This is a genomic window from Arthrobacter rhamnosi, from assembly GCF_054510975.1.
In genome coordinates this window covers 62,901-86,804 of the sequence record NZ_JBTNDN010000002.1, presented here as the reverse complement: position 1 = coordinate 86,804, position 23,904 = coordinate 62,901, and the positions used below count along the sequence as shown (strand labels likewise).

Sequence of the window (23,904 nt, the reverse complement as noted above, 5' to 3'; positions counted from 1 at the left end):
TCGAAGGCACTATGGCCCACCGTGCCGCTGACAGACCGATCTACTCAGCCGGTGGTATTCATGTCGTGAACGGGGACTAACCGCTCCACAGAGAATCGACAGCCTTGTCCTAAACGTCCCTTCTTGCTAATATCATCCCAGATAGCTAGCACGTGCTAGTCAGCGACTATTTTTTAGACGATGGAGTCTTCATGAACACTTCTGAAGAGCTTTTCAACAGTGCAGCCCAGTCCCCTGTAGTTCAAGCACGGTCTTGTAAGGTCCACTTTGCACCTCGATCAGCAGCCCGTATTGCCCTCGTTGGCGTCACTGCCGCATTGGTAGCATTGACCAGTGGACTGCTTTCGATGCCGGCAGCAACTGCCGCCCCTTCGCCTGTGTCGCCGGAGAGCATGGTAAATCGCGAATCGTGCGCTCGAGCCTTACCTAGTGGCTCATCGGTGTTTGCAGTGAGCTTCGAAGATGAAGTCTTCAACGTGCAGGTACACGTACCTACCGCATTGAGCCATAAGCGGCTTCCATTGGTCCTTGACCTCCACGGCTCCGGTAACAATGCCGGTTCTCAGGCATTAATTTCCGGACTTGTGAATGTCGCCGATGCAGAGCAGTTTATTGTTGCAATCCCTGAGGGAGACATTTCCTTTTCCACAGGCGGACCCATTGGGGCGACGTGGGGGTGGAACGTCCCAGAGGTGCCACTAACCTTGGGTAACTTCCCAGCACCTGACGCACGCAATGATGTTGCCTTTCTACGCGCGGTCGTCGAGCAAATCGATGACGCCGGATGTGTTGATCCGCGGCGGGTTTATGCAACTGGGTATTCCGGGGGCGGTCGTATGGCTTCGGCGCTGGCATGTGAGGCAGCCGACGTATTCGCAGCAATTGCGCCTGTGGCGGGACTCCGAGCAGGGCGGAGCCTTGCGCCCGATTTCGCAGCTCCTGCAATACGTACCTGCGAGCCTAGCCATCCAGTTGCGGTGGTGTCCTTCCATGGGACAGCAGACGCCACCAATCCATACGAAGGCAATACTGACCCTCGTTGGGGTTACAGCACGCAAGTAGCTGCACAGGAGTGGTCTGAGCTGAACGACTGTCGCGTCGGTCCAGTAGCCAAGCAGTACAGCCCTGACGTGAACCAGTACACCTGGAGTAAGTGCTCGAAGCATGCAGATGTCGTGTCTTACGAAGTCGTCAATGGCGGGCACAGTTGGCCGGGCAGTCGGGTACCTTTCGAAGCCGTTGGGTTGGGCTACTCGACCCAGGACATCGACGCGTCTCAGGCAATGTGGGACTTCTTCGAAGCACATCACCGACGAGGTTAAGTAACTGTCAGCCCTGAACCAACAACGTCTGCAGTGCCGTATTACCAGCTCGGCAGACCCGAGGCACGGCTGTCGGGCTTCTCACTGCGACCCAGCGCATAGCAACGCCCGCAATAGCTCGAGCCAATGACCAGCTCATCATTCAAAGCGCGATACTTCGAGTGATGGGCATATGGGCGGTCTGGTCGCAGTGAGTGGCTGCGACCAGACCGTATCAACACAGATATAGCGCGGACAAAGCACGGCCAGTATCATGACGTTGCCAAGGGCATCAGGCATTCACCTTCGGCCATCATTTCTGCCTTTACTCTTTACGCCATGTTTTAGTGCGCGTGATTCGACTGATTGGCGGGGCTAGATCCTTCGAAGAATTTCATGGCCATGAAGCCGTGGGCGAAGCCGCCGCCTGCTCGGAGCGCGGTGGTGATCATTACCGTTTCCGATAGTTCTTCTGCTGTGGCGCCCTCATCTTTGGCGGCTTTCACGTGGGCTTCTATGCAGTAGGCGCACTGGGTGGTCAGGGCAACCGCGACAGCGATGAGTTCGGTCGTTTTGCGCGGGATGACTTTCGATGACCCGCGTAGTGCTTCTTCGTCGAAGTTCAGGAAGGCCTTTACGGCTTCTGGTGCTCCTGTGCGGAGGTTGCGCAGATATTTGTGATCTGTGTGTTCGTGGTAGGTCATGAGTTGTCCTTTTCTCGGTAGTTCCCTAGGTTCTCTGACCGCTGAGTTGTGGCGTTATTTCGAATCTTGGTGCCCTACAGCGGTGAGCTAGCGTGCGATGTGGGCTGAGAGTCGATCTTCGAAGGCGCTCTTGGGCATAGCGCCGACGAAGGAGCCGACGACGTCACCGTTGTTAAAGATCCGGAACGCGGGGATGGACGAAACGGCGTACTGCCGAGCGAGTTCGGGGTTCTCGTCAATGTTGACCTTGATGATCTCAAGTTTTCCCACCCGTTCCTCGGCGATCTGGTCAAGGACCGGCCCGACGGCACGGCAGGGCGGGCACCAGGGGGCCCAGAAGTCGACCAGGACTGGGAGGTCGCTCTGAAGGACCTCGGCCTGGAAAGTTGCTGTTGTAGCGGGCCGTACTGACATTGGAGTATGTCCTTTCGCATAGGAATTTGCTCGATGAACGCACGAGAGCGTTCGGGGTGTCAGAGTCGCGAACTGCCACCATCGATGGCGCCGACTTCACCAATGGTGAAACCGGCGTGGTCTGGGACGAGAAGAGGCTCTCGTGTCGACTTCGATCGGTCAGCCAGATCAGGTTCCTGATTGGTCCAACCTAGAACAGTCGCGGTACGACCTTGATGATGTTCACCCCAACCGTATCTGTAGTGACTGTTACACAATGGTTAGAATACACTGTAGCGAACACTACGAAAATCGCGAGGGTGATTGAGCACTCTTTGATCCGTCACTTCATGGAAGGTAGACGATGCCTGCAGGACGTAAGCGTGGGTTCGATGATCAGGCTGCCCTGCAGAGGGCAATGGAGCTTTTCTGGCGTCAGGGTTACGAAGGGACGTCGATCGCTGATCTCACTGCAGCCATGGGAATCAATCCGCCCAGCCTGTACGCCGCGTTCGGGAGTAAGCGCGACCTGTTCGAGAAGGCGTTGGGCCGCTACATGTGTCAGAGGACCGTGCAGATGGAAGCCGCTATCGCCGCGCCGGGTGTGTACGACGCCGTCACAACATTGCTCCTGGGGCGTATTGACGTCTTCACCGATCCGGAGTTGCCGGCTGGATGCATGACAGTCCAGTCCGGCCTGTCGCTGGCAGAACCGCACGCCGAGATCGTAGAGATGCTCTCGCAGGCACGGGAGAGCATGAGGCTTATGGTCCTGGAACGCATCATCCGGGCAGTGACTGAGGGAGAGCTTTCATCCACGACGGGTTGTGAAGCTCTTACACGCTTCATCATGACCACGCTGTATGGCCTGAGCGTCGAGGCAGCCGCGGGTGCTCCCAAGAACGAACTGGTCGCAGCTGCTCGGCTGGCGACCGAAGTCGTACAGGCAATGCTGAGTCAGCCGCAGAACGAATCCGAATATGCGTGACGATGCAACCAGGCACCAGCACTACGGTTCTGCGCAGGTTCCTCTAAGTCCGACCGCTGATCGACAAGCAGTCCGACGAAATGAAGCGACAAGGACGTCGCCTACTACTGCTTCGACGACCGCACTGAAAGTGACCACTTATGACTGAATCCGATCACGGCCCGAGTGCGGGTACCACCCTTACCCTCCTTCCCGAGCGCCTCAGCATCTACCGCTTTCATCCAGACACTCCTCTGGCCGAGGTCGGTACACTCTCGGGTCTGTGGTCGATCACCCGCACACCGCAGGAACTATCCGTCGTGGCCGCAGAAGACTCACACCCTGCCGCCGATGAGGAGGACCGGGGGTGGCGGTGTCTGTACGTCGACGGGCCGATCCCCTTTGACCTCACCGGTATCGTCGCCGGCCTGACGTCCACGATCGCCGCCCAGGACCTCGGCGTCTTCGTTCTCTCAACCTTCGACAGCGACCTTCTCCTGGTTCGAGATTATTCCCTTGATCAGTCTCTGCAAGCACTCCGTGACGAGGGTTATGACGTGCGGACCGAAGGCAACACGCTCGCGCCAACTACACACGCCAGCTGACGGTATGCCCGCCACTGCCCTGGATGTTCGACTCGCCTTTCAACTAAGCATTCGAAGGAGAAACACATGCGATCCGAGGAGTTATCAGTGACGACTGACGTGAGGGCATTCAACCCCCTGGAGGAGCTCAGCCTGGTCGAGCTGCGTCAGCGCACGAGTATGAAGTGGCGGGCGCACCCAAAAGACGTCCTACCCTTGTGGGTCGCTGAAATGGATGTACGGCTCGCCCCCGAAATAGCTGACACACTTCATCGGACAATCGACGCCGGCGACACGGGCTACCCGTACGGCACCTCCTACGCCGAGGCTTTCTCATCCTTCGCGGCCGCGAGGTGGGGCTGGGCGGACCTGCAGATCGATAGGACCGCCATCGTGCCCGACGTCATGATGGGCATCGTCGAAGTGCTACGACTGGTCACCTCCCCCGGGGATGCGGTGATCATCAACCCACCTGTCTACGCACCCTTCTACGCCTTCATCACCCACGATGGTCGGCAGATCGTTGAATCATCTCTCGGTCCGGATAATCGGATCGATTTCGAGAACCTCGAAGCCACTTTCGTCCGTGTGACCGGACAAGGGAGAAAAGCCGCTTATCTGTTGTGTAATCCGCACAATCCGACAGGTACAGTCCATACACTTGCCGAGCTCACTACAGTCGCACAGCTAGCGACAAAGTACGGGGTGCGCGTCGTGTCCGACGAGATCCACGGGCCCCTCGTCCTTCCCGGAGCCACATTCGTCCCATACTTGAGTGTGCCGGGTGCTGACGACGGATTCGCTGTGATGTCAGCGTCGAAGGCCTGGAATCTCGCAGGCCTGAAAGCGGCTCTCGCTGTGGCCGGTTCCACAGCGGCGGAGGATCTCGCCCGCTTGCCGGAGGAAGTCAGCCACGGCCCAAGCCATCTGGGACTCATCGCTCATACAGCGGCACTGGAATACGGCCGACCGTGGCTCGACGCGCTGCTGCAGGGTTTGGACGCCAACCGGACCCTCTTCGGCCAGCTCGTCGCGGAACACCTCCCTCAAGCCGGGTACGTCCAACCTGAAGGAACATACCTGGCGTGGTTGGATTGCAGCTACCTTCAGACCCAGCCGAGCTGTTCCTCCAAAGACCTTGCCGTGGTCACCGATCTGGCAGGGCCAGCGAAGCTGTTCCTCGACCAAGCGAGAGTAGCGCTCAGCTCCGGACACGTCTTCGGTAGCAGCGGGCATCAACACGTCCGCCTAAACTTTGCCACCCACCCGGAGATTGTCACGGAAGCAGTAACGCGCATGGGGCGCGTGACTTAACGAGCTGTACCGAGGCGACTGGGAAAAAGCATAGGCTCCTCGGCGATGGGCGGGGCGTCTACGAAGGGCGTCGTGTACACAGAACAGGGGCTGCTACCAGATCGTGGTAGCAGCCCCTGAGCGATAGTGCTTCTCAGTAGTGCGTTGGTGTCAGACGGCTTCTGACGCGTCGGCCCAGGCCAGTTCGCGCAGCTGTGCTGCGGTGATCCCGGTCCGGGGGTAGGTGACTCCGTCGCATGCTCCATGGCGGAAGACCACGATCGAGTCGGCGAGCATCGTCAGCTCCTCTTCCTCCGAGGAGACAACGATCACGGCCACGTTCTTTTCCCTGGCGAGGTCCTTGATAATCCGGTGGATTTCCCTCTTCGCCCCTATGTCGACACCCTTGGTGGGTTCATCGAGCAGGAGGAGCCGGGGCTGCTGGATCGTTGCGCGGGCGAACAGTGCCTTCTGCTGGTTACCTCCGGAGAGTGAGGTGATGGGGTTGTTGATGTCTCCTCGTATGGTCACCTGCGATAGCGACTCCCGAGCTGATTTTCGCAGGCCTTTCCAGTTGAGCACCCCGGAAGTCGTGAAGCGGTCAAGGACGGGCAGTACTGCGTTGTCGACCGAGGAGAACTGGGGGATGAAGCCGTCCGATTTGCGTTCCTCCGAGAGAAACGCGACTCCCTTGGAGATGGCATCCGCTGGTTCCTTCGGCTTGTATTCCTTCCCGTGCAGGGTGAGTTGTCCTTGAGCGATGGCCTGAGCTCCGAAGACGCTTCGCAGGAAACGTGATCGTCCCGCACCGATCAGTCCGTAGATACCAAGGACCTCTCCCGCATGGACGTCCAGTGAGACACCGGCCAGACCGTTCCCACTCAGGCGCTCCGCCGTCAGGACAACCTCACCGAATCTGTCTGATCGTTTCGCCTCATCGAGTACTTCGAGGTCCGCGATGGAAAGTTCGGCGTTGGACATCAGGCTGTCATCGACGGTGGCGTGGTCACCTACGATGGCGTCAATGACAGCGAGACGATCCACCGTCTCGATGGGACTATCGAGAACAATGCGCCCATTGGCCAGACCCACAATATGGTCGGCAATGGCGAACACCTCGTCGAGCTTGTGGTCGACCAGCAGGACACCGAGGCCGCGCTCAGCGGTCAGACGTCGGATGATGCCCAGAAGGTTCTCGACTTGTTCCTGCTCGAGCGCCGTTGTCGGCTCATCGAGGAGGAGATATTTCGCGTTCCTGTTGATCGCGCGGACCACCTCCAACAACTGACGTTGTGCTACCGGGAGCTTCCCGACGAGGTCGGTTCCCCGTGCCGGGATGCCGTACTCCTGGCAGAGATCGTCGGCCCGGCGGTTCATCTCCTTGCGGTTCAGGAACGGACCGGTTCGTTGCTCGGTGCCCAGGAAGAGGTTCTCGGCGACCGTGAGTTCATCAACGAGGCTCAGTTCCTGGTAGACGCAGGCAATTCCGGCCGCTGTTGCGTCGCTGGGGGACTGGAACTGATCCGAGAGTCCGTCCACCTCGATGGAGCCGGTATCCGGCACCTCAGCGCCGGACAGGGAACGAAGCAACGTCGACTTGCCTGCACCGTTATGGCCGATCAGAGCTACGACGCTTCCGGGCCTGATCGTGAGACTGACGTCGGTGAGTGCATTGGTGGGTCCATAAGACTTCGAAATGCTGGATACGACAAGGCCTGAGGTCATGACGCTTCTCCCATCTGTGCCATGTGTGCCATCGGGTGGGCTATCCGACTTCGCCGGGAGCGGGGGTCTGGCCCTCTACGAAGACCTTCAGGGGCTCGAGAACTTCCTTCGGAACGTCCTCCCCGTCGAGGTGCTTCTGCATGTTGTCGAGGACGATCTGTGCGTACCGGGCAGGCTCTTGAGCTGCGCAACCCGCGTAGGTGCTGGTGAGAGGCTGATCGGCCGCACAGAACGCGTAGACCTTTACCTTGTCGGCTTTGCCCTGCTGCGCTACCGCCTGAAGGGCACCCACCGCGTGCGGGCCGGCATCCGCGAAGAGGACGTTGATGTCGGGGTTGCCCTGCAGGAGGTCACCTGTGACCTGCAGGCTGACACTGGGGTCGATTTTCCCGTTGACGGTCTGGACTACTGTCGCGTTGGGGTTCTGCGACAGTGCGTCCGTGAACCCCTGGTCGCGTTGGTTGGTCGGAATCTGATCGGGGTTGCCGATGATTCCAGCGACGATCTCCGCGTCCGCTCCGAGATCCTTCAGGGCCAGCTCGCCCATCTGGGTGCCACCTGCGACCTGGTCCGCTCCGACATACTGCACGAAGGACGCGTTCTGGGTCTTCAGGTCGTCGGGGGAGATGATGACGTTGACGGTGAAGACGGGGATGCCGGCTGCATTCAGAGCTTTGACGCTTGCCGCGCCCGGTCCTGAGTTGACGGCATTGAGGGCGACAGCGCAGACACCCTGCTGGATGAAGGAATCGATCTGTGAGAGCTGCGTCGAGTCGCTGTCGTTGGCGATGGCGATCTTCGCTTCGAAACCCAGTTCTTCGCTGTGGGTCTTGAAGCTGTCCTGCATCGCGACGTAGTAGGGGTTGATCGTGTTGGGCAGCGCGACGCCGATGACGGGATTTTCTTCGCTGCACGATGCGGGCAGTTCGCCGGTGTCACTTCCTGCCTCCGGTGCGTCGAGGGCCGGGTTGGAGCAAGCCGCGAGAGCCAGCACCAGGAATCCGGTTGTTGCTGTGATCTTCAGGGGGGATGTGATCTTCATTGATATTCCTTCCAGTGCGCTAGGAGCGCTGTTCGAGTGAGGGTGATGTGACGGTCGGACCGGGCCGGGTGGACCCGGTCGAGGGTATGGGTATCTGTCCTGCTGTGGACCCTGACCCTGGCCTCCGCAGTACTGGTTTGCCGCTGCGGTGGCGACGCAGAGTGTCGAAGGAGACGCCGGCGAGGATGATGAGGCCGATGACGAGGGACTGCCAGTAGCTCTGGACGTTGAGGACATTCATGCCGTTGGAGACGACGGCGATGAGTACGGCGCCGATCATTGCTCCGAAGACGCTGCCGATGCCGCCGAAGAGGGAGATACCGCCGACGACCGCTGCGGCGATGGAGTAGAACAGTTCATTGCCCGTACCCGTGGAGGGGAACCCGACCATCAGTCGGGACGTCGCGATGAGACCGCCTATACCTGCGCAGCATCCGCTGATTGCGTAGACGAGGATCGTCGTGCGGGACAGGCTTACACCGGCGAGGCGTGCTGCTGCTTTGTTGCCACCGAAGGCGTAGACGTGCACGCCGGGACGGGTCATCTTGAGGAACAGCGCGGCGGTAACGGCTGCGATGACGAGCAGGAGAACGGGAACGGGTATGCCGGCGATGCGGCCCTGCCCGATCCAGGAGAATCCAGCATCACGTACTGCAACCGAGTTCGCTCCTGTGATGATGAGCGGGATGGCCAGCGCGACACCTTGGGTCGAGAAGGTCGCGATGAAGGGCGGGATCCGGAGGTAGTGGATCAACAGCCCGTTCGTCACGCCGAGAGCGGTTCCTGCCAGGACCGCCAGTAGAGCCGCGATCGGCCAGGGCAGCCCGGCCTGCATGAAGAGCGCGGCGACCACCCCGGTCATCGCTACGTTCGCTCCCGTAGACAGGTCGATCCCACCTGTGAGCAGGACGAATGTCTGGCCGAGGGCGAGGAACGCGATGACTGTTCCATTGACCAGGAGCACTAAACCGTTGTCCAGGGTGCGGAACGTGGGTGACAGGATGCTGAGTACCACCACGACTGCAATGAGAACGGCGAAGATACCCGCTTCTTCGGGTATGCGTCGCTTTTTCATGAGGGACCTCTCTGCTGATGTTGGGTGTCCACCTGAACCAGATGGGCGTGTCCGGGTGAGGTCGAGGGACGACGAACCCGGACCGTGCTGCCGCAGGGCCATACCCGCTGACAGCGTGTTGGGACGGTTATTGCTCTGGATAGGCGGGGCTTGAGATATACAGCGGCTCCAGCGGCTCCGGCAGCGTGGAACGGCTTCCGACAGCACCGCCGGGATGGGTGTAGTGCACGCGCGCCCAGCTGTACTGCCTTGCTCTCATCAGGACGAGAGCTAAAGCGTCCAGCCACGCGCCGTGCGCAAGCGTGCTGCCCATGGCGATCAACCCACCTGGATCAGCGGCTTCGTAATGCCGAAGCACGACGGGAAAATTCGCCCGCTGCGCCAGCGGGGAAGCAGCGGAGCATGTGAGCGCGACGACCACGATTCCTTCGCCCTGCGCTCTTTCGACGAGGTCATTGACCTCTGTACTACGGCCGCCCTTGGATAAGGCGATCAGAACATCGTGCTTCTGGAATGCGCCCAGCGAACCGTGCAACGCATCAGTGGGATGCAGGTAGAACGCCGGCGTTCCTGATACCGACAGCAGATGGGCAGCCCGTCGGGCGCTGAAGCCACTGGTACCGGCTCCTGTGAGAACGACTTTGCCCTCCGTATTCATGAGCAGGTTGGCCACCGCAGAGAAGGACTCATCAAGTTGATCGACGATGTCGAGAACGGCGCGGCTCTCGGCCTCCACGAATGACTTGGCGGCTTCAAGGACCGATTGATTCGCTGGTCTGCTCATCGTTGAACCTCCATCTTCTGTGCTCAGGACCACACCTGAAGTATCCAGCCAGTAATGCTCAATTGACAAGGGCAACGCTCATTTGAGCAACTATCTCAACTGAGCGGTGTCGAATGCAGCTGTAAGAACAGCAGGGCACGCACGCCACTCAGGTCTGACGCAGGAGGGAACGGGCGAGCGACCGGTCGGTCACAAGTGTTGTTCCGAGTCCGGCTCGGATGGAGGAACGGATAGCGGCAGCCTTGTTGCTGCCGGCAGCCACGAGGATCAGTTCAGGCACCCTTTTCAGGCCGTCGTAGTCGAGGGCGGTCGTGCGGTCATCCAGATCGGTCACGATCGCGCCGTCTTTTCGAATCAGGGTGGCGAGAATCTCCGCGGCGACGCCGCGTTTGGTAAGTGCTTGACGTACCTCGGGGCTCAGGGCATCGCGCATCTGAGATTCCGGCGGGTCCCAGCTTCCGACGGCCACCGCGGCGATCGTGATCTTCTCGAACAGTCGTCGAGCCGATTCCACACCGGGCTGGCTTCTCAGCCCGGCCGCCGTCGCAGCGTCAGGAACAACCAGGGGGACGAACATCGGGTAGGCCCGTCCACCTCCCACCTCACTCACTCGCCGGACCAGCTCGAGCGAGTTCTCCGTGACGGAACCGGCCATCCCACCGAGTTGAACGACAGGACATGGGGCGAGATGAGTTAGCTCGGTCGCCATGGCACTCATCGTCCGACCCCAACCGATACCCAGAACATCTTGGTTGGTGACCAGATCACTGATGAGCTTCGCAGCCGCAGCACCTACTCGCCGCCGCAACCTACTGGGATCACTTTCGTCCTCGGACGCGTCGACGACGATGACCTGACGGTAGCCGAAGCGTTTTCTCACCATCTCCGACAGTTCGAGATCCAGGGACAGGGGGGCTGAGATGGAAAACCTGATGATCTTCTCTGCAACGGCGATCTCGAGAAGTCGGGCAACACGGAACCGCGAGATCCCAAGATCATCAGCGATCTTCACCTTTGACTCCCCATCGATGTAGAAGCGCTGGGCGACTGTCGCAGCCAGGATTCCCTCGCCTGAACTGATTGGCATGCTGATACTCCTTACCGACGTTTTCCTGCAGACGCCCTGCTGGACGCCTCCCCGAGCATAGCGCTCGTTTGAGCGCCTTTGTTTACAAATGAGATACGGACTCGGATACTGGGCTGAAGTAGAAATCTTCAAGATATTTCCCCTAACCAGGAGAGGTACCAGGATGCGAGACACCGTGAACCTCGCCCGTGCGGTGATCCTGGCAGATGTCGACCGAAGGGCAGATGTCCATCGGAAGTGCTTGTGGGCAGTGATCTAGTGGAAGGACGGGCTCGTGCAGCTAGTTGCAGGAATTGATTCCTCGACCCAATCGACGAAGGTCGTTCTGTGTGACGCCGACACCGGGCGAGTCGTAGGGCAGGCCGCGGCACCGCATCCACAGACATCACCTCCGCTCAGCGAACAGAACCCCTCGTCATGGTGGGAAGCATTGCAAGAGGCCTGGTATCGAGCACTGAAGACCAGTGACATGCAATCCTCCGACGTCGGAGCGATTTCTGTGGCGGCCCAGTGTCATGGGCTCGTCCCCGTGGACCGGCACGGCGTTGTCATCCGCCCAGCAAAGCTCTGGAACGACACGACCACGGCGTCCGAGATGCACGAGTTGAGGAAAGCTTTACCGGCGCAGGAATGGGCCGACCGCACCGGATCCGTACCCACGGCCGCTTTCACCATCTCCAAGCTGCTGTGGTTCCGTACTGCCGAGCCGGAAAACTTCGCACAGCTCGGACAGGTCCTTTTGCCGCATGACTGGCTTACCTACCAACTAACTGGGCGGTATGTGACCGACCGATCTGAAGCAAGTGGTACCGGTTACTACAGCGCATCTCACGACCGGTACGACCACGACATTCTGGCCCTGGTCGATGAGTACACCTCGTGGGATCGGATGCTTCCTCAGGTACTGGAACCATCTCAATCGGCGGGAACAGTCACCGCCGCCGCAGCTGATGCCCTCGGCGTCCGCCCAGAAACCGTTATTGGTCCTGGCGCGGGGGACCAGCATGCCAGCGCACTGGGACTGGGAGCCCGTCGAGGCGACCGCGTTCTATCCTTCGGAACATCCGGTGTCATCTTCACCATCAGCGACAAAGCTGTCCACGACGGACTCGGAATCGTCGACGGAGTTGCCGACGCCGCAGGGGGATACCTGCCCCTTGTCTCGACATTGAACGGCGCTCGAGTGACTGATACCTTCGCTCGGCTTCTCGGTGTCGATCATCAGGAACTGTCCCGGCTTGCCCTGGCAGCATCACCGGTACACACACCCGTGCTTGCAGCCTTCCTTGACGGTGAACGTAAACCAGATCTACCCAACGCGACGGGCTCACTCGCCGGCATCCGCACAGACACGACGCGTGAGGAACTGGCGCGGGCAGCGGTCGAGGGTGTTATTTTCGGGCTCAAGCGCGGAGCCGACCATCTACGCAGGGTAGGGGCCCCCGATGATGGCCGGCTCATCATGACCGGTGGCGGGTCTCGTTCAGAGGCGTACCGCCAGTACACAGCGGACGCTTTCAATGCTGCGGTCCATACCTCGTCGAGCACCGAGGCAGTGGCCGTCGGCGCAGCCATGCAAGCCGCCGCGTGTCTTCAGGGTGTTGACGTGCGAGACGTCCGGGACAACTGGGCGCCTGTCCCTGATGTCGCCGCTTCGCCCCGTGATGCAGAGGCAAGCCGCAAGCTCTTCGACCGGTACACGGTCGCAGCCGACTGGCGCGGAGCGGACAGGCCTTGATCAACGCAGAACTCGTGGAGGAAGCACAACGAGCCGGGATCACTCTGGCCGGGAGCCTGATTGCCGTTCCGGGTCATCAACGACCAAGCCTTGCTGCGCACCTCCTGGAAGCCGGTCATTGGATACATGCGGATGTCATCTCGGGAAGCTACCTGGGCCAGTCGGGAGTTAGCCACGACGAAATCATGGACTTATACCTTGCCGTGGGACCTCAACTCGATGTTCACCTCATGGTCGACGACCTTGTCGAGGCCATCGAGGAACTACCTTCCCGACTGGGACGAATAACGATCCAGTATTCAGAGGCGAGCAACATCGAATCCGCCGTACAGGTGGCACGACTGAAAGCACGAAAAGTCTGGATCGCCGTGAACGAACCCTCGCCTGTGGATCTCGCGCGGACACGTGCCTGCGATCCCGACGGACTGCTGCTGATGCTCACCCCACCCGGCGTACCCGGACATGCAGCCGACCTCGACAGACTCGACGTACTCACTGACCGGTCGAGCGCAGCGCTGCCATGGGGAGTGGACGGCGGCGTCAACGAGCAAAACCTCAGGACCCTCGGTGATGGAGGAATCACCTACGCCGTAGCAGGACGGGCCCTCGTTCAACCGCATGGAGTACGCCAACCCTCAGATCACCAGCAGAGAGTAGAAACGCACGGATGACATCCGCGGAACCACAACCAACTGTGCCGACCTGGCCTACTGTGCAGGCCGAACTGGATCATGTGATGAGCCACATCGATGCTGACTCATTTGTCGAGCTAATGGAACTCTTCAATGACCAGCGACGCACCTGGTACTTCACCGGGCAAGGGCGGTCCGGTCTAGTGGCCCGCATGGCCGCTATGCGCTTCATGCATCTCGGTTTCACAACCCACGTCATCGGAGACGTGACTGCGCCCTCCATACAAGCCGACGACGGCCTGCTGGTTCTCTCAAGCTCCGGTTCCACTCCTGCCAGCGTGGCATTCGCCGAGGAAGCGCGAAAGCGAAGTGCATTGGTCGGGCTCTTGACATCAACGACGGGTAGCCCGCTGGCGCAAACGTCGGATGTAGCTGTAGTCCTCCCTACATTCGAGACACATCAATTTGCTGGCAGCCTGTTCGAACAGTCCTGCCTTCTACTTCTCGACTCCCTGACACTGGAACTCACCACGGCGGATGGTTCCTCCTTCGAGAAAATGGCAAGTCGACACACCACATTTCAGTAGCTGCAGGTGCTCAGCCAACGTCGGGTGCCTTCCGTGCAGCGAGCCTCAAGCAGGCCCTCAATGGAGCTGGAACAGTCGCCGATAATCGACCTTATGTCGCCGGTGGAGGCGGTGGCCGGAGCGGTCGCAAGTACCGGACACGTACACACAGAAATACAGATCACTGTGTGGGCCGGGTGCACCAGGCATTCAGGCGACTGCCAGAGTGCTATTCGTTCTTCGGGTCGATGGACATTGTCGTCATCGCGTACTTCCAACCCATGGGCATGGCGTGGCGATGCTCGAGCGCACAGAATGGGACACCCTCTGGTCCCACGGTTGCGATCCCGGTCTACGGCGGCGAATCCGACGGCACACAGTTCCTCAAGTCTTTGTGCAAACGATTGGCCTGTACGACGCGAAGGTTCGCAGCTCCTCCACGTCGAGGAACGGATGCTCCCTGTCCGAATAGACGCAGCGGCGGGACATCTTGTCCGTCTTCCAGCTCTCCGAGCTTCCGTCCGACAGTGCGTGGGTGAAGACCCTCCAACGGGGAAGGGATCCTCATAGCTACCTTCCAAATGGAAGCCGGAGTTAGCGCGAGCGGTGGTTGAGCCCACAAGGAGTTCGAACCGTGGAGCTTGCGGGATTAGCGGTGGCGTAGGCGATGTAGCGAGCTGCCAGGCCGCCGAGTGTGACCAATGGCAGGGTGATCGTCGTCAGGCCAGAAACGGCACCATTGCGAGTGCCGTTGATACCGGCGACAGACGCGTTATCGGGGTCTTCATCCGGATGTCCATAGGTAAGCGAGTACTCCACCGGAGATCTCATAGTCGACCGCATTCACCTCGTCCAACCCGTCTGACCGCCAATTCCTTAGCCTTAGTGGGGGAGGTTGTGCCGTCCCCACAGGACCCTCTATATGCGACCAAGGGTTTCAATGTCCTCGAGGAAGTCTTGGTGTACCTCGTCGCTGACGGTGGTACGAGTCTCCCCGATAGCTTCCAAGTAATCCTGCGTGGCCGGTCCCTTCCGGACTGCCACGTGGATAGATTGTGCGTGTCCGGAAGCGGGTCCGCCGTCGTCATACACGGCTTTTTCAAGGGCGCGCTGTGAGGCATTACGGGCGGCGTACTCGATGTCTGCGGGGAAAAGCCGTGCGTGCGTTCGACGAGCAGCGTCACGTCCACGGCGTCCACTACAGGTGCGGGGATAAACCGGTGCCACATGGCTTTGCGGGCTTGTCGGTCCGGCAGGCCGATGGGGATGACGTAGTCGAACCGACCGTGTCGTAAAAACGCCGTATCCAGAGAGCGGATGAAGTTGGTGGCGCACACCAGCAGCCTCCCGGGTTGCTCGCGGAAGGCTGGGATGATCTTGAGGAGTTCGTTCGTGACACCCTGCAGAGGTGAGGGCGGCTCGCCGGACCGGTGTGAGGCAATTTCCTCCACTTCGTCGATGAACACCACAGCGTGCTCCAGTTCAGCAATCTCCAGGAAAGTCTCGCGTAACGCGCCGGCCAGTCCCTGTGGGTCGGCCGCCAAGCGGGAGGGGAACACCTCCACGAAGGGCCACTCCAGTCGGGAGGCGATCGCTTTGGCGAAAGTGGTCTTGCCGGTGCCCGGTGGGCCGAAGAGGACCACTGCGCGCGGCGGCACCACGCCGAATTCATCCGCCAGATCTGCCTCGGCAAGGGGAAGTACCAGCCGGCGTTCCAGCAGTTCCTTCTCCTTGCGCATCCCGGCGACGTTCTTCCAGAGGTCGCGGGCCAGGACACGCCCACCGAGCTGACCGAGCGCTCCGAGCTCCTGGCGTTGCACGGGGATAGTGCGCTCGAAGTAACGCAGGTTCTTCTTTAGCGCGAAGCCTCGGCCCAAGAACGCTTCCACCCTGGTTTCCGATTCCGGCATCAGCGCCGAGAGTTTGTTCAGCCCATGGGGGGCCATGCGGTTCTCGACCGCACCCAGCAGCGAGGTGCCGATACCACGGCCACGAAACTCGGGAAGAGTGGCCAGGAAAACAATCCAGCCTTGGTCATGTGCGGCCCGCCCGACGGCGGCACCCACCACCTGCTCGCCCTGCACGGCCACCACGGCGTGGTCCTTTTCGCAGGACGCAAGCACCTCGGAGAGGGCATAGACAGGCTCGACATTGCTCGCCTTGAGGGTCTCCCAAAGGTGCAGAATCCCGTCTAGGTCCGCCGAGTGGAAGTCCCTGATCCGCCAACTAGTCATGCCGAGCCTCCTTGAAACATTCCGTGGGGTAGCAAATGTGCCGGGGTTGGATCTCCTATCGAAGCGAGCGAACTGAGCGGGCGGCGATCCGCTCACGCCTTCTCCATTCGTGCTGAACGGTATTAGGCAGTGGTGCGGGACAGGCTGCGAACTTGGTATGTTCCGACGTCGAGGAGCTTCCGTTCCCCTAGGGCTCCGTGGCGTATCCATAAAATACCCTGCTGCGGTACGACCAGTTCGACGTCGCCGGTGAAGGATGTGGAGCTGTGAAGCTCCCGCGCTTCAACCCGGTCTCCCGGATCTACTCTCGTGAGATCAGCATCAAGTGTGGTGTCGCGCTTGGATATCAGCATCAGTCAGCCTGCGTCTGACGGGATGTGGGAATCTCGGCTGGCAGCGTATCCCAGGGGTTTTCGATGCCGATGTACTGGGTAGAGGTGTACTCGGCGATTCCCTCTGCCCCGCCCTCTCGGCCCAGCCCGGATTGCTTGACCCCGCCGAAGGGGGCTGCGGCGTTGGAAATCACACCGACGTTGAGGCCCATGAGGCCGAATTCGATGCGGTCTCCAATGCGCAATCCTCGGGAGATGTTTTCGGTGAAGACGTAGGACGCAAGCCCGTATTCGGTGGAGTTGGCCATGGCGACTGCTTCATCCTCTGAGGAGAACGTCACCACCGGTGCCACCGGCCCGAAAATTTCTTCACGCAGCACTCTGGCTTCTGCTGGCACGTTGGTGAGCAGGGTGGGTTCGAAGAAGTGGCCGGGGCCATCAATGCGCGACCCGCCGACGACGATCCTGGCACCTTGGTCGACGGCGTCCTGGACCAAGGCCTCCAGCGATTCGCGGGCCTTCGCCTCAATCATGGGGCCCACATTGATGCCGTGTTGGAGGCCGTTGCCGACAGTAAGGGCCTTCATTTTCTCTGCCAGCTTGGCTACGAACTGATCAGCGATGCTTTCGTGCACCAGCAGACGATTCGCTGCCGTGCACGCTTCACCCATGTTGCGCATCTTCGCGGCCATGGCTCCCGCTACGGCCTTGTCGAGATCAGCATCCTCAAAGACGATCAGCGGACCGTTTCCGCCAAGTTCCATGGACGTACGCAACACATTATCGGTCGCGATCTTCATAAGCGCCTTACCGACGGGGGTTGAACCGGTGAAAGAGATCTTGCGTAGACGGGGGTCAGCCATGATGGGTTCGGACACAGCTGCCGCTGAGGCAGAGGAGACAACGTTCAGTACTCCTGCAGGGATTCCTGCTTCAATCATGAGCTGCGCGAAATACTGGGATGTCAACGGTGTCAGGCGGGCTGGTTTCAGGACCATGGTGCATCCGGCTGCGATAGCCGGAGCTATCTTGCGGGTAGCCATGGCCAGTGGGAAGTTCCAGGGAGTGATGAGCAGGCAAGGGCCGACAGGCTTTTTGGACACGAGCATCCGAAGGTGGCCCTCGGGAGCTTCCATGTGGCGGCCGTAGTCCCGTGCCGCTTCTTCGGAGTACCAGCGCAGGAATTCACCACCGTACTTCACTTCCCCTGCGGCCTCGGCTAGCGGTTTGCCCATTTCCAGGGTCATCAGAAGTGCCAAGTCGTCAGCGCGTTCCTGGACCAGGTCGAAGGACCGTCGCAGCAGCTCTGCCCGAGTCCGGGCCGGCGTGCGGGCCCAGGAGGACTGAGCCTCGGCGGCGGCATCAATAGCGGCCGCGGCATCCTCACGGGTGGCCGATGCGAGCGTCGTAAGGATTTCCTCGGTGGCGGGGTTCTCAACGTTGAACGTCCCACCATCTGAAGCTGCCCGCCACTGCCCGTTGATTAGCAGACCGGTGGGGGTCTTCGCCAGCACGTCCTGTACGCGCTCCTGGATTCCGGAGTCCACTGGGGTCATGTCCGTCATCGTCATCTAGCAACCTTCTCTCTGAATCCGGCCAGTACGTCGCGCGGGAAATGGGAACCTGCGCGAAAGGGATGCGATGTGCGGCGGAATCCGCCACCCCGCGTCTTGTGATGATGTTCGCGTGGCCGGGGATCACCCGACGGAGCGAGCACGTTCGAGTGCGACGAGGTCCATTGGACGTTCCCGACGGAAGATCCGAGGCGATCGGGAATCATGGCCGCCGCCGTGGCCGGAGCGCCCAGTTCTTGGACGCCCTGTGTTCCTCAAACTACCGGGATTCCGCACCATGACGTTATGCAAGGCGCACAGCCTCTTGGACTTATCGTCCAAAGATGGGTGACGTCCACCCAGATTTGCGGTTGGAGCTGAAGACTCTGCTGTGTAGACCCCGGGCAGGTCAGCCTCTCCATCTTGCAGGTCGAGTGGATTCATCTGACATGTACCGCCTCTGAGCCATGGGTACGTCCAACATGTTGGGGGCGCGAAGAGTAGAAGGTCCTCCCGTTCGGACCACGGTCGGACCACGGTCGGACCCCGGTCGGACCTGAGTCGCCACAGGTCCAGGAAGCGGTTTCAACCTGCTCCTTGGATAATAAGTACAACTAAGAAATTCCTATTGTGTGGTCCGACCAGGAGTGGGTCTGGGCGCTTCCCTATGCTCAATGGAAAGCCTGTGGCCGGAGGAGCGATTCCTCTTCGGCTCGGGACCTGCCGGTAGCGTACCCGAGATCGATGACGGGACTTCCTATGGTTCCAGCAGGGGAAAGCGGCACTTCATTAGCAAGGGGATGATCATGACAACCGAAACGGGGACCACAGCCGACCAGGGCAGCTTGTCCACCAGGACTATTCGTGGGGCCGTCCTCGAGGTCGTTGGAGCTGAGATGCCCTATGCGGGCAGCACCCCTATCCGTGTGGAAGACCTGGAGCTGAAGGGCCCTGGCCCTGGCGAGATCCTCGTCCGGATTGAAGCAGCTGGCGTTTGTCACTCCGACCTTTCCGTCGTCAACGGCAACCGTCCCAGGCCGGTACCGATGCTTTTGGGTCACGAGGCTGCCGGTCTCGTGGAGGAGCTGGGTGAAGGCGTTAGCGACCTGGCGATCGGGCAGCGGGTCGTTATGACGTTCCTTCCGCGATGCGGGGAATGCCCTGGTTGCCATTCCAACGGAAAGACGCCCTGTGAGCAAGGCAGCGCCTCTAACGGGGCTGGCACTCTACTCGGCGGTGCACGACGGTTGTCCGTCAAGGGGGAGCCGATCAACCATCACCTCGGTGTGTCAGGTTTCGCCTCATACGCTGTCGTTTCCCGACGTTCCGTCGTGCCGGTAGGAGCCGATGTGCCAGCGCACATCGCGGCTCTGTTGGGTTGTGCGCTGCTCACCGGAGGTGGTGCAATCCTCAATGTCGCCAAACCCTCACCCTCATCTCGGGTAGCGATCGTCGGCTTGGGTGGGGTTGGAATGGCGGCTCTCATTACTGCCCGGGCGACAGGCGTCGAGCACGTCGTGGGCATCGACACTCTGCCTGCAAAACTGGACTCCGCACGAGCCCTGGGAGCAACCGATGCCATGACCTCGCAGGAGGCCATGGACCGCGGAGAGAAATTCGATGCCGTCATCGAAGCGGCAGGACACCCTCGAGCGTTGGAAGCCGCCATCAGCCTCACGAAACCGGGGGGAATCACGGTGACCGTCGGACTGCCAGCACCCGGGCAGCCCGCCTCCATCGATCCTCTGGCGCTCACCGCCGAAGCCCGCACCATCGTTGGCAGTTACCTCGGATCGGCGGTACCCGAACACGACATCCCCATCTACGAGGCACTCTGGCGCTCCGGAGCACTCGCTGTTGAAGGACTCGTCTCGGCAACCATCGGACTCGAGGACATCAACAGCGCCATGGACACGCTCCAAAGCGGCCAGGCACTTCGGCAAATCATCACCTTCCCCTAATCACTGCCCACCCCTACTTCTGAGAAATGAGCAGAGCCATGACCTCACCTTCTGATCACATTTACAGTGCCATCATCATCGGCGCCGGCTTCGGCGGCCTGGGCCAGGGCGCCCAGTTTGTCCGAGACGGAGTAGACGACTTCCTGATCCTCGAACGCGGCAACGATGTCGGCGGCGTCTGGCGTGAAAACACCTACCCCGGTGCCGCCTGTGACACACAGGCCGTCATCTACTGCTTCAGCTACTTCCTGAACCTCAAGGTGTCGCGCATGTTCGCCGGTCAGGAAGAACTTCAGGGATACCTTCGCGCACTGAGCGAGAAGTTCGGGCTCAATGAACGCCTGCGCCTCAACCAGAACGTCACCGAAGCCACCTGGGACGAAGAGCAGCTCATCTGGGCTATTCGAACGGCTGGAGGAGAGCAGTTCCTGACTCGGTCTCTCGTTGCTGCATGGGGACAGCTCAACGAGCCTAATGTTCCCGCTTTCCCAGGTTCGGACTCCTTCCAGGGCATTGCCTTCCATTCGGCGAACTGGCGTCATGACGTTGACCTCGTGGGCAAGCGGGTGGCCTCGATCGGGTCGGCCGCTACAGCTGTTCAGTACGTTCCCGAGGTAGCAAAGGTCGCTTCGGAACTGACCGTCTTCCAGCGCTCCGCAAACTACATCCTGCCCCGCGACCAGATCATCTTCAGCGAAGAAGAAACTGCACGCTTCCTTGCGAACCCTGATTCCTACAGGGAACTCCGCCAGAGCATCCATGAGCTTCGGGAAGCGGGATTCGAGCGTACTCGCGCGCACACAGCTGCTAATCAGGAAGGGGTGGATCTGGCCCGCCAGCACCGGGAGGCGCAGATCACCGATCCCGAGTTGCGCGCCAAGCTCACGCCGGACTACGACTACGGCTGCAAGCGCATCCTGCGTAGTGACGAGTTCTACCCGGCTCTGACCCGCGACAACGTCGAGCTGGTGACAGAAGGTATCGCTGAGGTCACCCCGACCGGTATCCGCACGGCCGACGGCGCCGAGCACGAGTTCGACGTCATCATCTACGCGACCGGCTTCAAGAGCCATGCTTTCCACGGATCCACCCGTGTCACGGGACGCGGCGGCATCAGTCTGGACCAGCGGTGGGGGAACGCACCCGAGGCCTATCTCGGTATCACCGTCGACAACTTCCCGAACCTGTTCCTGGTGTACGGGCCGAACACGAACCTGAACCACAACTCCGTCGTGTCGATGCTCGAACCTCAGCACCGCTACATCTCCCAGGCTGTCAGGTACCTTGCCGAGCATGATTCGACGGCGCTCGAGGTTGGCCGGGAGGTGCTCGAGCAGTTTACGGCCTACCTGCAGGAGGAATTGTCCAAGTCGGCGTTCTCCTCGGACTGCTCCTCTTGGTACAAGAACGAGGACGGGCGCGTGATTAACAACTGGTCGGGAACCGTAGAGGAATACCGCAGTAAGACCCACGACCTGCGTCTGGAGGACTACCTGCAGCCAGCCGAGCAGGGTGCCCGGTAATGAACTGGCTTGACCCCTTGACGGGAAGGACCGTCGCCGCGGACGCGGCGGCGGTCCTGCAGGACTTCCGGGCGGCAGGAGGGCGTTCGTTCCACCTCTATAGCGTCGCCGAAGTCCGCGAAAAATATGAGCTCGGGTGCGCGAAGAGCGGCCTGAGCCCTGACAACCTCTTCGACGTCTCCGACCATCAGGCCGGGGAGTTCGGCCTACGCCTCTACCAGCCTCAGGCAAACCCCGGGTCAACTCCGGTCCTGCTGTTCTTTCACGGTGGAGGATGGATCATGGGAGGTCTCGACACTCATGACGGCCTGTGTCGCAGGCTCGCCACCCTGACTGGGTTACCGGTCATTGCGGTCGACTACCGTCTTGCCCCTGAACACCGGTACCCAGCCGCCATCGACGATTGCCGGGCCGCAGTGCAGTGGGTGGCGTCCAACTCGTTAGGGCATGGCGTGGAGGTCACGGGTCTCGTGCTGGTGGGGGACAGCGCCGGCGGCCAGCTCGCCGCGGTGCTCGCCAATGAAAACGCATCCAGCACCAACCCGTTGCCGGTTCTAGGCCAGGTCTTGATCTACCCCATCACCGACCTGACTTTCTCGACTCCGTCCTATCAGCGAATAACAGAAGGTTTCCCTCTGGTTGCGGACACGATGGCGTGGTTCGCCAACGAGTACCTGCCAGAAGGAACCGACCGCGCAGCCCCCGAGGTCAGCCCCGCATTCGCAGATCTGCCTCCGGGTCTGCCCCCCACGTATGTGCTGACTGTCGATAACGATCCACTGGCCGACGAGGGGGCAAGATACGCCGCAGCGCTCTCGCAAGCAGGGACAGCCGTGACGTACCGACACCTTCCCGGGTACGCCCATGGCTTGTTCACCTCTGCAGGCCGTATCCCTCGCGGAGAGCAGGAAATCGAGAACATCGCTGCATTTATCCGCGAACTTCACTGGTAGACGCGGTGGGTCCGCGACAGCTGAGGATCGCTGCTTGCTCGTGCCTGCATCCTCAAGAATCGACACCTTTCCCCCCGAATGCCATCCGCAGGCGCCTCTGCGCAAAGCATCACGTCAGTAGCAAGACCACAGCGAAGGTAAGTCAATGACGACAGATACAGAAGTCCCAATCACCCTGGAACCTGACCGTACCCAGAGCGCCGGTCCGCTCGTCGATGCCAAGGCCCAGCTGGCGTCGGCGGTGAGGACGTTGGGGTACGAGAAGGGGCTGCATCAGCTCCTGGCTCAGCCTCGACGGGAGCTGACGGTGTCCGTTCCGCTGCGGCGTGATGACGGTTCGGTTGAAATTCTCACCGGCCATCGGGTCCAGCACAACTTCTCCCGCGGTCCAGCGAAAGGGGGCTTGCGTTATTCACCTGCGGTGGATCTTGACGAGGTCCGCGCGCTGGCGATGTGGATGACGTGGAAGTGCGCCCTTCTTGACGTTCCCTACGGCGGCGCCAAGGGTGGAATCCGGATCGATCCACGGAAATACTCCCAGGGCGAACTGGAGCGGGTCACGCGTCGATACACGTCCGAAATTTTGCCTGTCATCGGACCTGAACGGGACATCCCGGCTCCCGATATCGGCACGGACGAGCAGACCATGGCGTGGATGATGGACACCTACTCGGTCGCCTCGGGCTACACGGTCCCCGGAGTTGTCACAGGTAAGCCCGTGTCACTGGGCGGGTCCCTGGGTAGGTCCTCCGCAACGTCAGCCGGCGTCGTCCACATCGCCTTGGCGGCCCTCGCTCACCGCGGCATACCGGTTGCCGGAGCGACAGCGGCCGTGCAGGGTTTCGGCAAGGTCGGGGCAGGAGCCGCACTTTTCCTCGCTCAGGCAGGAGTCAGAGTAGTCGCTATAGCGGATCAGTACGGTGCAATTTATGCAGCCAGTGGTCTCGACATCACTGCGCTGAACGATCATGTTGCCACAACAGGGTCGGTTGTTGGTTTCAGCGCCGCCGAGCCATTGCCAGCCGCGGATCTGCTGGAGCTGGACGTTAGCCTGCTGATCCCAGCCGCCATCGAGGGCGTTCTCCACAGTGACAATGCCGGGCGCGTTCAGGCGAAGATCGTCGTCGAAGGGGCCAATGGCCCCACAACGGCCGGCGCTGACCAGATCTTCAAGGAGCTGGGGGTGCTTGTCGTTCCGGACATCCTTGCTAATGCCGGTGGTGTCATCGTCTCCTACTTCGAGTGGGTGCAGTCCAACCAGGCGTACTGGTGGTCAGCGTCCGAGGTGGATGAACGCCTGGAGCGTCGGATGCTCACCGCATGGCACCACCTCCTGGATAGTTCTGCCGCCCGCGGCCTGACATTGCGGGAAGCAGCTACCGTGACCGCGGTCGAACGTGTAGCCGATGCGCACCGCACACGGGGCCTATACCCCTGAGCCCTCCGGACGCCTCAGG

General features: G+C 60.7%; 19 protein-coding genes and 1 pseudogene. 11 read left to right on the top strand and 9 right to left on the bottom strand.

Annotation, left to right across the window (positions count from 1 at the left end; genetic code table 11):
- The first annotated feature begins 449 nt into the window (after positions 1 to 449).
- Positions 450 to 1,322 (top strand): extracellular catalytic domain type 1 short-chain-length polyhydroxyalkanoate depolymerase, encoded by an 873-nt coding sequence (locus ACX80J_RS04705; protein ID WP_459347017.1) that lies wholly within the window; start codon positions 450 to 452, stop codon positions 1,320 to 1,322.
- A gap of 323 nt (positions 1,323 to 1,645) precedes the next feature.
- On the opposite strand, the gene ACX80J_RS04700 is transcribed toward ACX80J_RS04705, so the two are convergent.
- Positions 1,646 to 2,005 carry a carboxymuconolactone decarboxylase family protein gene (locus tag ACX80J_RS04700; RefSeq protein ID WP_459347016.1) on the bottom strand — a complete coding sequence of 120 codons (360 nt, stop codon included), beginning with the start codon at positions 2,003 to 2,005 and terminating at the stop codon, positions 1,646 to 1,648.
- An 87-nt stretch (positions 2,006 to 2,092) separates the two neighbouring features.
- Complete coding sequence (gene trxA, locus ACX80J_RS04695; RefSeq protein WP_459347015.1) at positions 2,093 to 2,419, bottom strand: thioredoxin; 327 nt, start codon at positions 2,417 to 2,419, stop codon at positions 2,093 to 2,095.
- 343 nt (positions 2,420 to 2,762) lie between these two features.
- Between trxA and ACX80J_RS04690 the strand changes: the two genes are divergently transcribed.
- The 3 genes from ACX80J_RS04690 (at position 2,763) to ACX80J_RS04680 (ending at position 5,263) form a co-directional block, all read left to right on the top strand.
- Positions 2,763 to 3,386 (top strand): TetR/AcrR family transcriptional regulator, encoded by a 624-nt coding sequence (locus ACX80J_RS04690; protein ID WP_459347014.1) that lies wholly within the window; start codon positions 2,763 to 2,765, stop codon positions 3,384 to 3,386.
- A gap of 140 nt (positions 3,387 to 3,526) precedes the next feature.
- Positions 3,527 to 3,970 (top strand): ACT domain-containing protein, encoded by a 444-nt coding sequence (locus tag ACX80J_RS04685; protein WP_459347013.1) that lies wholly within the window; start codon positions 3,527 to 3,529, stop codon positions 3,968 to 3,970.
- 87 nt (positions 3,971 to 4,057) lie between these two features.
- Positions 4,058 to 5,263, top strand: coding sequence for a MalY/PatB family protein (locus tag ACX80J_RS04680; RefSeq protein WP_459347012.1), 1,206 nt, complete (start codon positions 4,058 to 4,060; stop codon positions 5,261 to 5,263).
- A 150-nt stretch (positions 5,264 to 5,413) separates the two neighbouring features.
- Here ACX80J_RS04680 and ACX80J_RS04675 read toward each other — a convergent pair whose 3' ends face one another.
- The 5 genes from ACX80J_RS04675 to ACX80J_RS04655 all read right to left on the bottom strand — a co-directional run bounded on the left by ACX80J_RS04675 (position 5,414) and on the right by ACX80J_RS04655 (position 10,955).
- The gene (locus ACX80J_RS04675) at positions 5,414 to 6,967 is read right to left on the bottom strand and encodes a sugar ABC transporter ATP-binding protein (protein ID WP_459347011.1); all 1,554 of its coding nucleotides are present in this window, start codon (positions 6,965 to 6,967) and stop codon (positions 5,414 to 5,416) included.
- Positions 6,968 to 7,007: 40 nt separating this feature from the next.
- A complete protein-coding gene (locus tag ACX80J_RS04670; protein ID WP_459347010.1) occupies positions 7,008 to 8,009 on the bottom strand; it encodes a substrate-binding domain-containing protein in 1,002 nt (333 codons plus the stop codon).
- A 19-nt stretch (positions 8,010 to 8,028) separates the two neighbouring features.
- On the bottom strand, positions 8,029 to 9,084 hold the full coding sequence (locus tag ACX80J_RS04665) for an ABC transporter permease (RefSeq protein ID WP_459347009.1): 1,056 nt from the start codon (positions 9,082 to 9,084) through the stop codon (positions 8,029 to 8,031).
- 127 nt (positions 9,085 to 9,211) lie between these two features.
- Positions 9,212 to 9,937: an SIS domain-containing protein gene (locus ACX80J_RS04660; RefSeq protein WP_459347008.1), complete on the bottom strand. Its 726-nt coding sequence runs from the start codon at positions 9,935 to 9,937 to the stop codon at positions 9,212 to 9,214.
- Positions 9,938 to 10,016: 79 nt separating this feature from the next.
- Positions 10,017 to 10,955, bottom strand: coding sequence for a sugar-binding transcriptional regulator (locus ACX80J_RS04655; RefSeq protein ID WP_459347007.1), 939 nt, complete (start codon positions 10,953 to 10,955; stop codon positions 10,017 to 10,019).
- A 274-nt stretch (positions 10,956 to 11,229) separates the two neighbouring features.
- Here ACX80J_RS04655 and xylB point away from each other — a divergent pair, with 274 nt between their 5' ends.
- From xylB to ACX80J_RS04640, 3 genes are read left to right on the top strand one after another with little or no spacing between them, the layout of a single operon-like run.
- Positions 11,230 to 12,693, top strand: a complete 1,464-nt coding sequence (gene xylB / locus ACX80J_RS04650; RefSeq protein WP_459347006.1) for a xylulokinase — start codon at positions 11,230 to 11,232, stop codon at positions 12,691 to 12,693.
- A complete protein-coding gene (locus ACX80J_RS04645; protein ID WP_459347005.1) occupies positions 12,690 to 13,364 on the top strand; it encodes a beta/alpha barrel domain-containing protein in 675 nt (224 codons plus the stop codon). Before xylB ends, ACX80J_RS04645 begins: the two co-directional genes overlap by 4 nt.
- Entirely contained in the window at positions 13,361 to 13,912 is a 552-nt protein-coding gene (locus ACX80J_RS04640) for an SIS domain-containing protein (RefSeq protein WP_459347004.1), read from the top strand. The genes ACX80J_RS04645 and ACX80J_RS04640 overlap by 4 nt, the downstream gene beginning before the upstream one ends.
- Before the next feature lie 897 nt (positions 13,913 to 14,809).
- Here the strand turns inward: ACX80J_RS04640 and ACX80J_RS04635 are convergent.
- Together ACX80J_RS04635 and ACX80J_RS04630 are read right to left on the bottom strand one after the other, a co-directional pair.
- Positions 14,810 to 16,125 (bottom strand): annotated as a pseudogene (locus ACX80J_RS04635) (ATP-binding protein).
- Positions 16,126 to 16,477: 352 nt separating this feature from the next.
- Positions 16,478 to 18,028 carry an NAD-dependent succinate-semialdehyde dehydrogenase gene (locus tag ACX80J_RS04630; RefSeq protein WP_459347003.1) on the bottom strand — a complete coding sequence of 517 codons (1,551 nt, stop codon included), beginning with the start codon at positions 18,026 to 18,028 and terminating at the stop codon, positions 16,478 to 16,480.
- Between the two features lie 656 nt (positions 18,029 to 18,684).
- Between ACX80J_RS04630 and ACX80J_RS04625 the strand changes: the two genes are divergently transcribed.
- The 4 genes from ACX80J_RS04625 (at position 18,685) to ACX80J_RS04610 (ending at position 23,885) form a co-directional block, all read left to right on the top strand.
- Positions 18,685 to 19,971: an alcohol dehydrogenase catalytic domain-containing protein gene (locus ACX80J_RS04625; RefSeq protein ID WP_459347002.1), complete on the top strand. Its 1,287-nt coding sequence runs from the start codon at positions 18,685 to 18,687 to the stop codon at positions 19,969 to 19,971.
- 38 nt (positions 19,972 to 20,009) lie between these two features.
- On the top strand, positions 20,010 to 21,494 hold the full coding sequence (locus ACX80J_RS04620; protein ID WP_459347001.1) for a flavin-containing monooxygenase: 1,485 nt from the start codon (positions 20,010 to 20,012) through the stop codon (positions 21,492 to 21,494).
- Positions 21,494 to 22,447 (top strand): alpha/beta hydrolase, encoded by a 954-nt coding sequence (locus tag ACX80J_RS04615; RefSeq protein WP_459347000.1) that lies wholly within the window; start codon positions 21,494 to 21,496, stop codon positions 22,445 to 22,447. Before ACX80J_RS04620 ends, ACX80J_RS04615 begins: the two co-directional genes overlap by 1 nt.
- A 145-nt stretch (positions 22,448 to 22,592) precedes the next feature.
- A complete protein-coding gene (locus ACX80J_RS04610) occupies positions 22,593 to 23,885 on the top strand; it encodes a Glu/Leu/Phe/Val family dehydrogenase (protein WP_459346999.1) in 1,293 nt (430 codons plus the stop codon).
- The last annotated feature ends 19 nt before the right edge of the window (positions 23,886 to 23,904 follow it).

Excerpts from the sequence above, each read along its gene's own strand:
- ACX80J_RS04700 (WP_459347016.1), bottom strand. The coding sequence starts at position 2,005 with ATGACCTACCACGAACACACAGATCACAAATATCTGCGCAACCTCCGC.
- trxA (WP_459347015.1), bottom strand. The coding sequence starts at position 2,419 with ATGTCAGTACGGCCCGCTACAACAGCAACTTTCCAGGCCGAGGTCCTT.
- ACX80J_RS04690 (WP_459347014.1), top strand. The coding sequence starts at position 2,763 with ATGCCTGCAGGACGTAAGCGTGGGTTCGATGATCAGGCTGCCCTGCAG.
- ACX80J_RS04685 (WP_459347013.1), top strand. The coding sequence starts at position 3,527 with ATGACTGAATCCGATCACGGCCCGAGTGCGGGTACCACCCTTACCCTC.
- ACX80J_RS04675 (WP_459347011.1), bottom strand. The coding sequence starts at position 6,967 with ATGACCTCAGGCCTTGTCGTATCCAGCATTTCGAAGTCTTATGGACCC.
- ACX80J_RS04670 (WP_459347010.1), bottom strand. The coding sequence starts at position 8,009 with ATGAAGATCACATCCCCCCTGAAGATCACAGCAACAACCGGATTCCTG.
- ACX80J_RS04665 (WP_459347009.1), bottom strand. The coding sequence starts at position 9,084 with ATGAAAAAGCGACGCATACCCGAAGAAGCGGGTATCTTCGCCGTTCTC.
- ACX80J_RS04655 (WP_459347007.1), bottom strand. The coding sequence starts at position 10,955 with ATGCCAATCAGTTCAGGCGAGGGAATCCTGGCTGCGACAGTCGCCCAG.
- ACX80J_RS04640 (WP_459347004.1), top strand. The coding sequence starts at position 13,361 with ATGACATCCGCGGAACCACAACCAACTGTGCCGACCTGGCCTACTGTG.
- ACX80J_RS04630 (WP_459347003.1), bottom strand. The coding sequence starts at position 18,028 with ATGACGATGACGGACATGACCCCAGTGGACTCCGGAATCCAGGAGCGC.
- ACX80J_RS04625 (WP_459347002.1), top strand. The coding sequence starts at position 18,685 with ATGGAAAGCCTGTGGCCGGAGGAGCGATTCCTCTTCGGCTCGGGACCT.
- ACX80J_RS04620 (WP_459347001.1), top strand. The coding sequence starts at position 20,010 with ATGACCTCACCTTCTGATCACATTTACAGTGCCATCATCATCGGCGCC.
- ACX80J_RS04615 (WP_459347000.1), top strand. The coding sequence starts at position 21,494 with ATGAACTGGCTTGACCCCTTGACGGGAAGGACCGTCGCCGCGGACGCG.
- ACX80J_RS04610 (WP_459346999.1), top strand. The coding sequence starts at position 22,593 with ATGACGACAGATACAGAAGTCCCAATCACCCTGGAACCTGACCGTACC.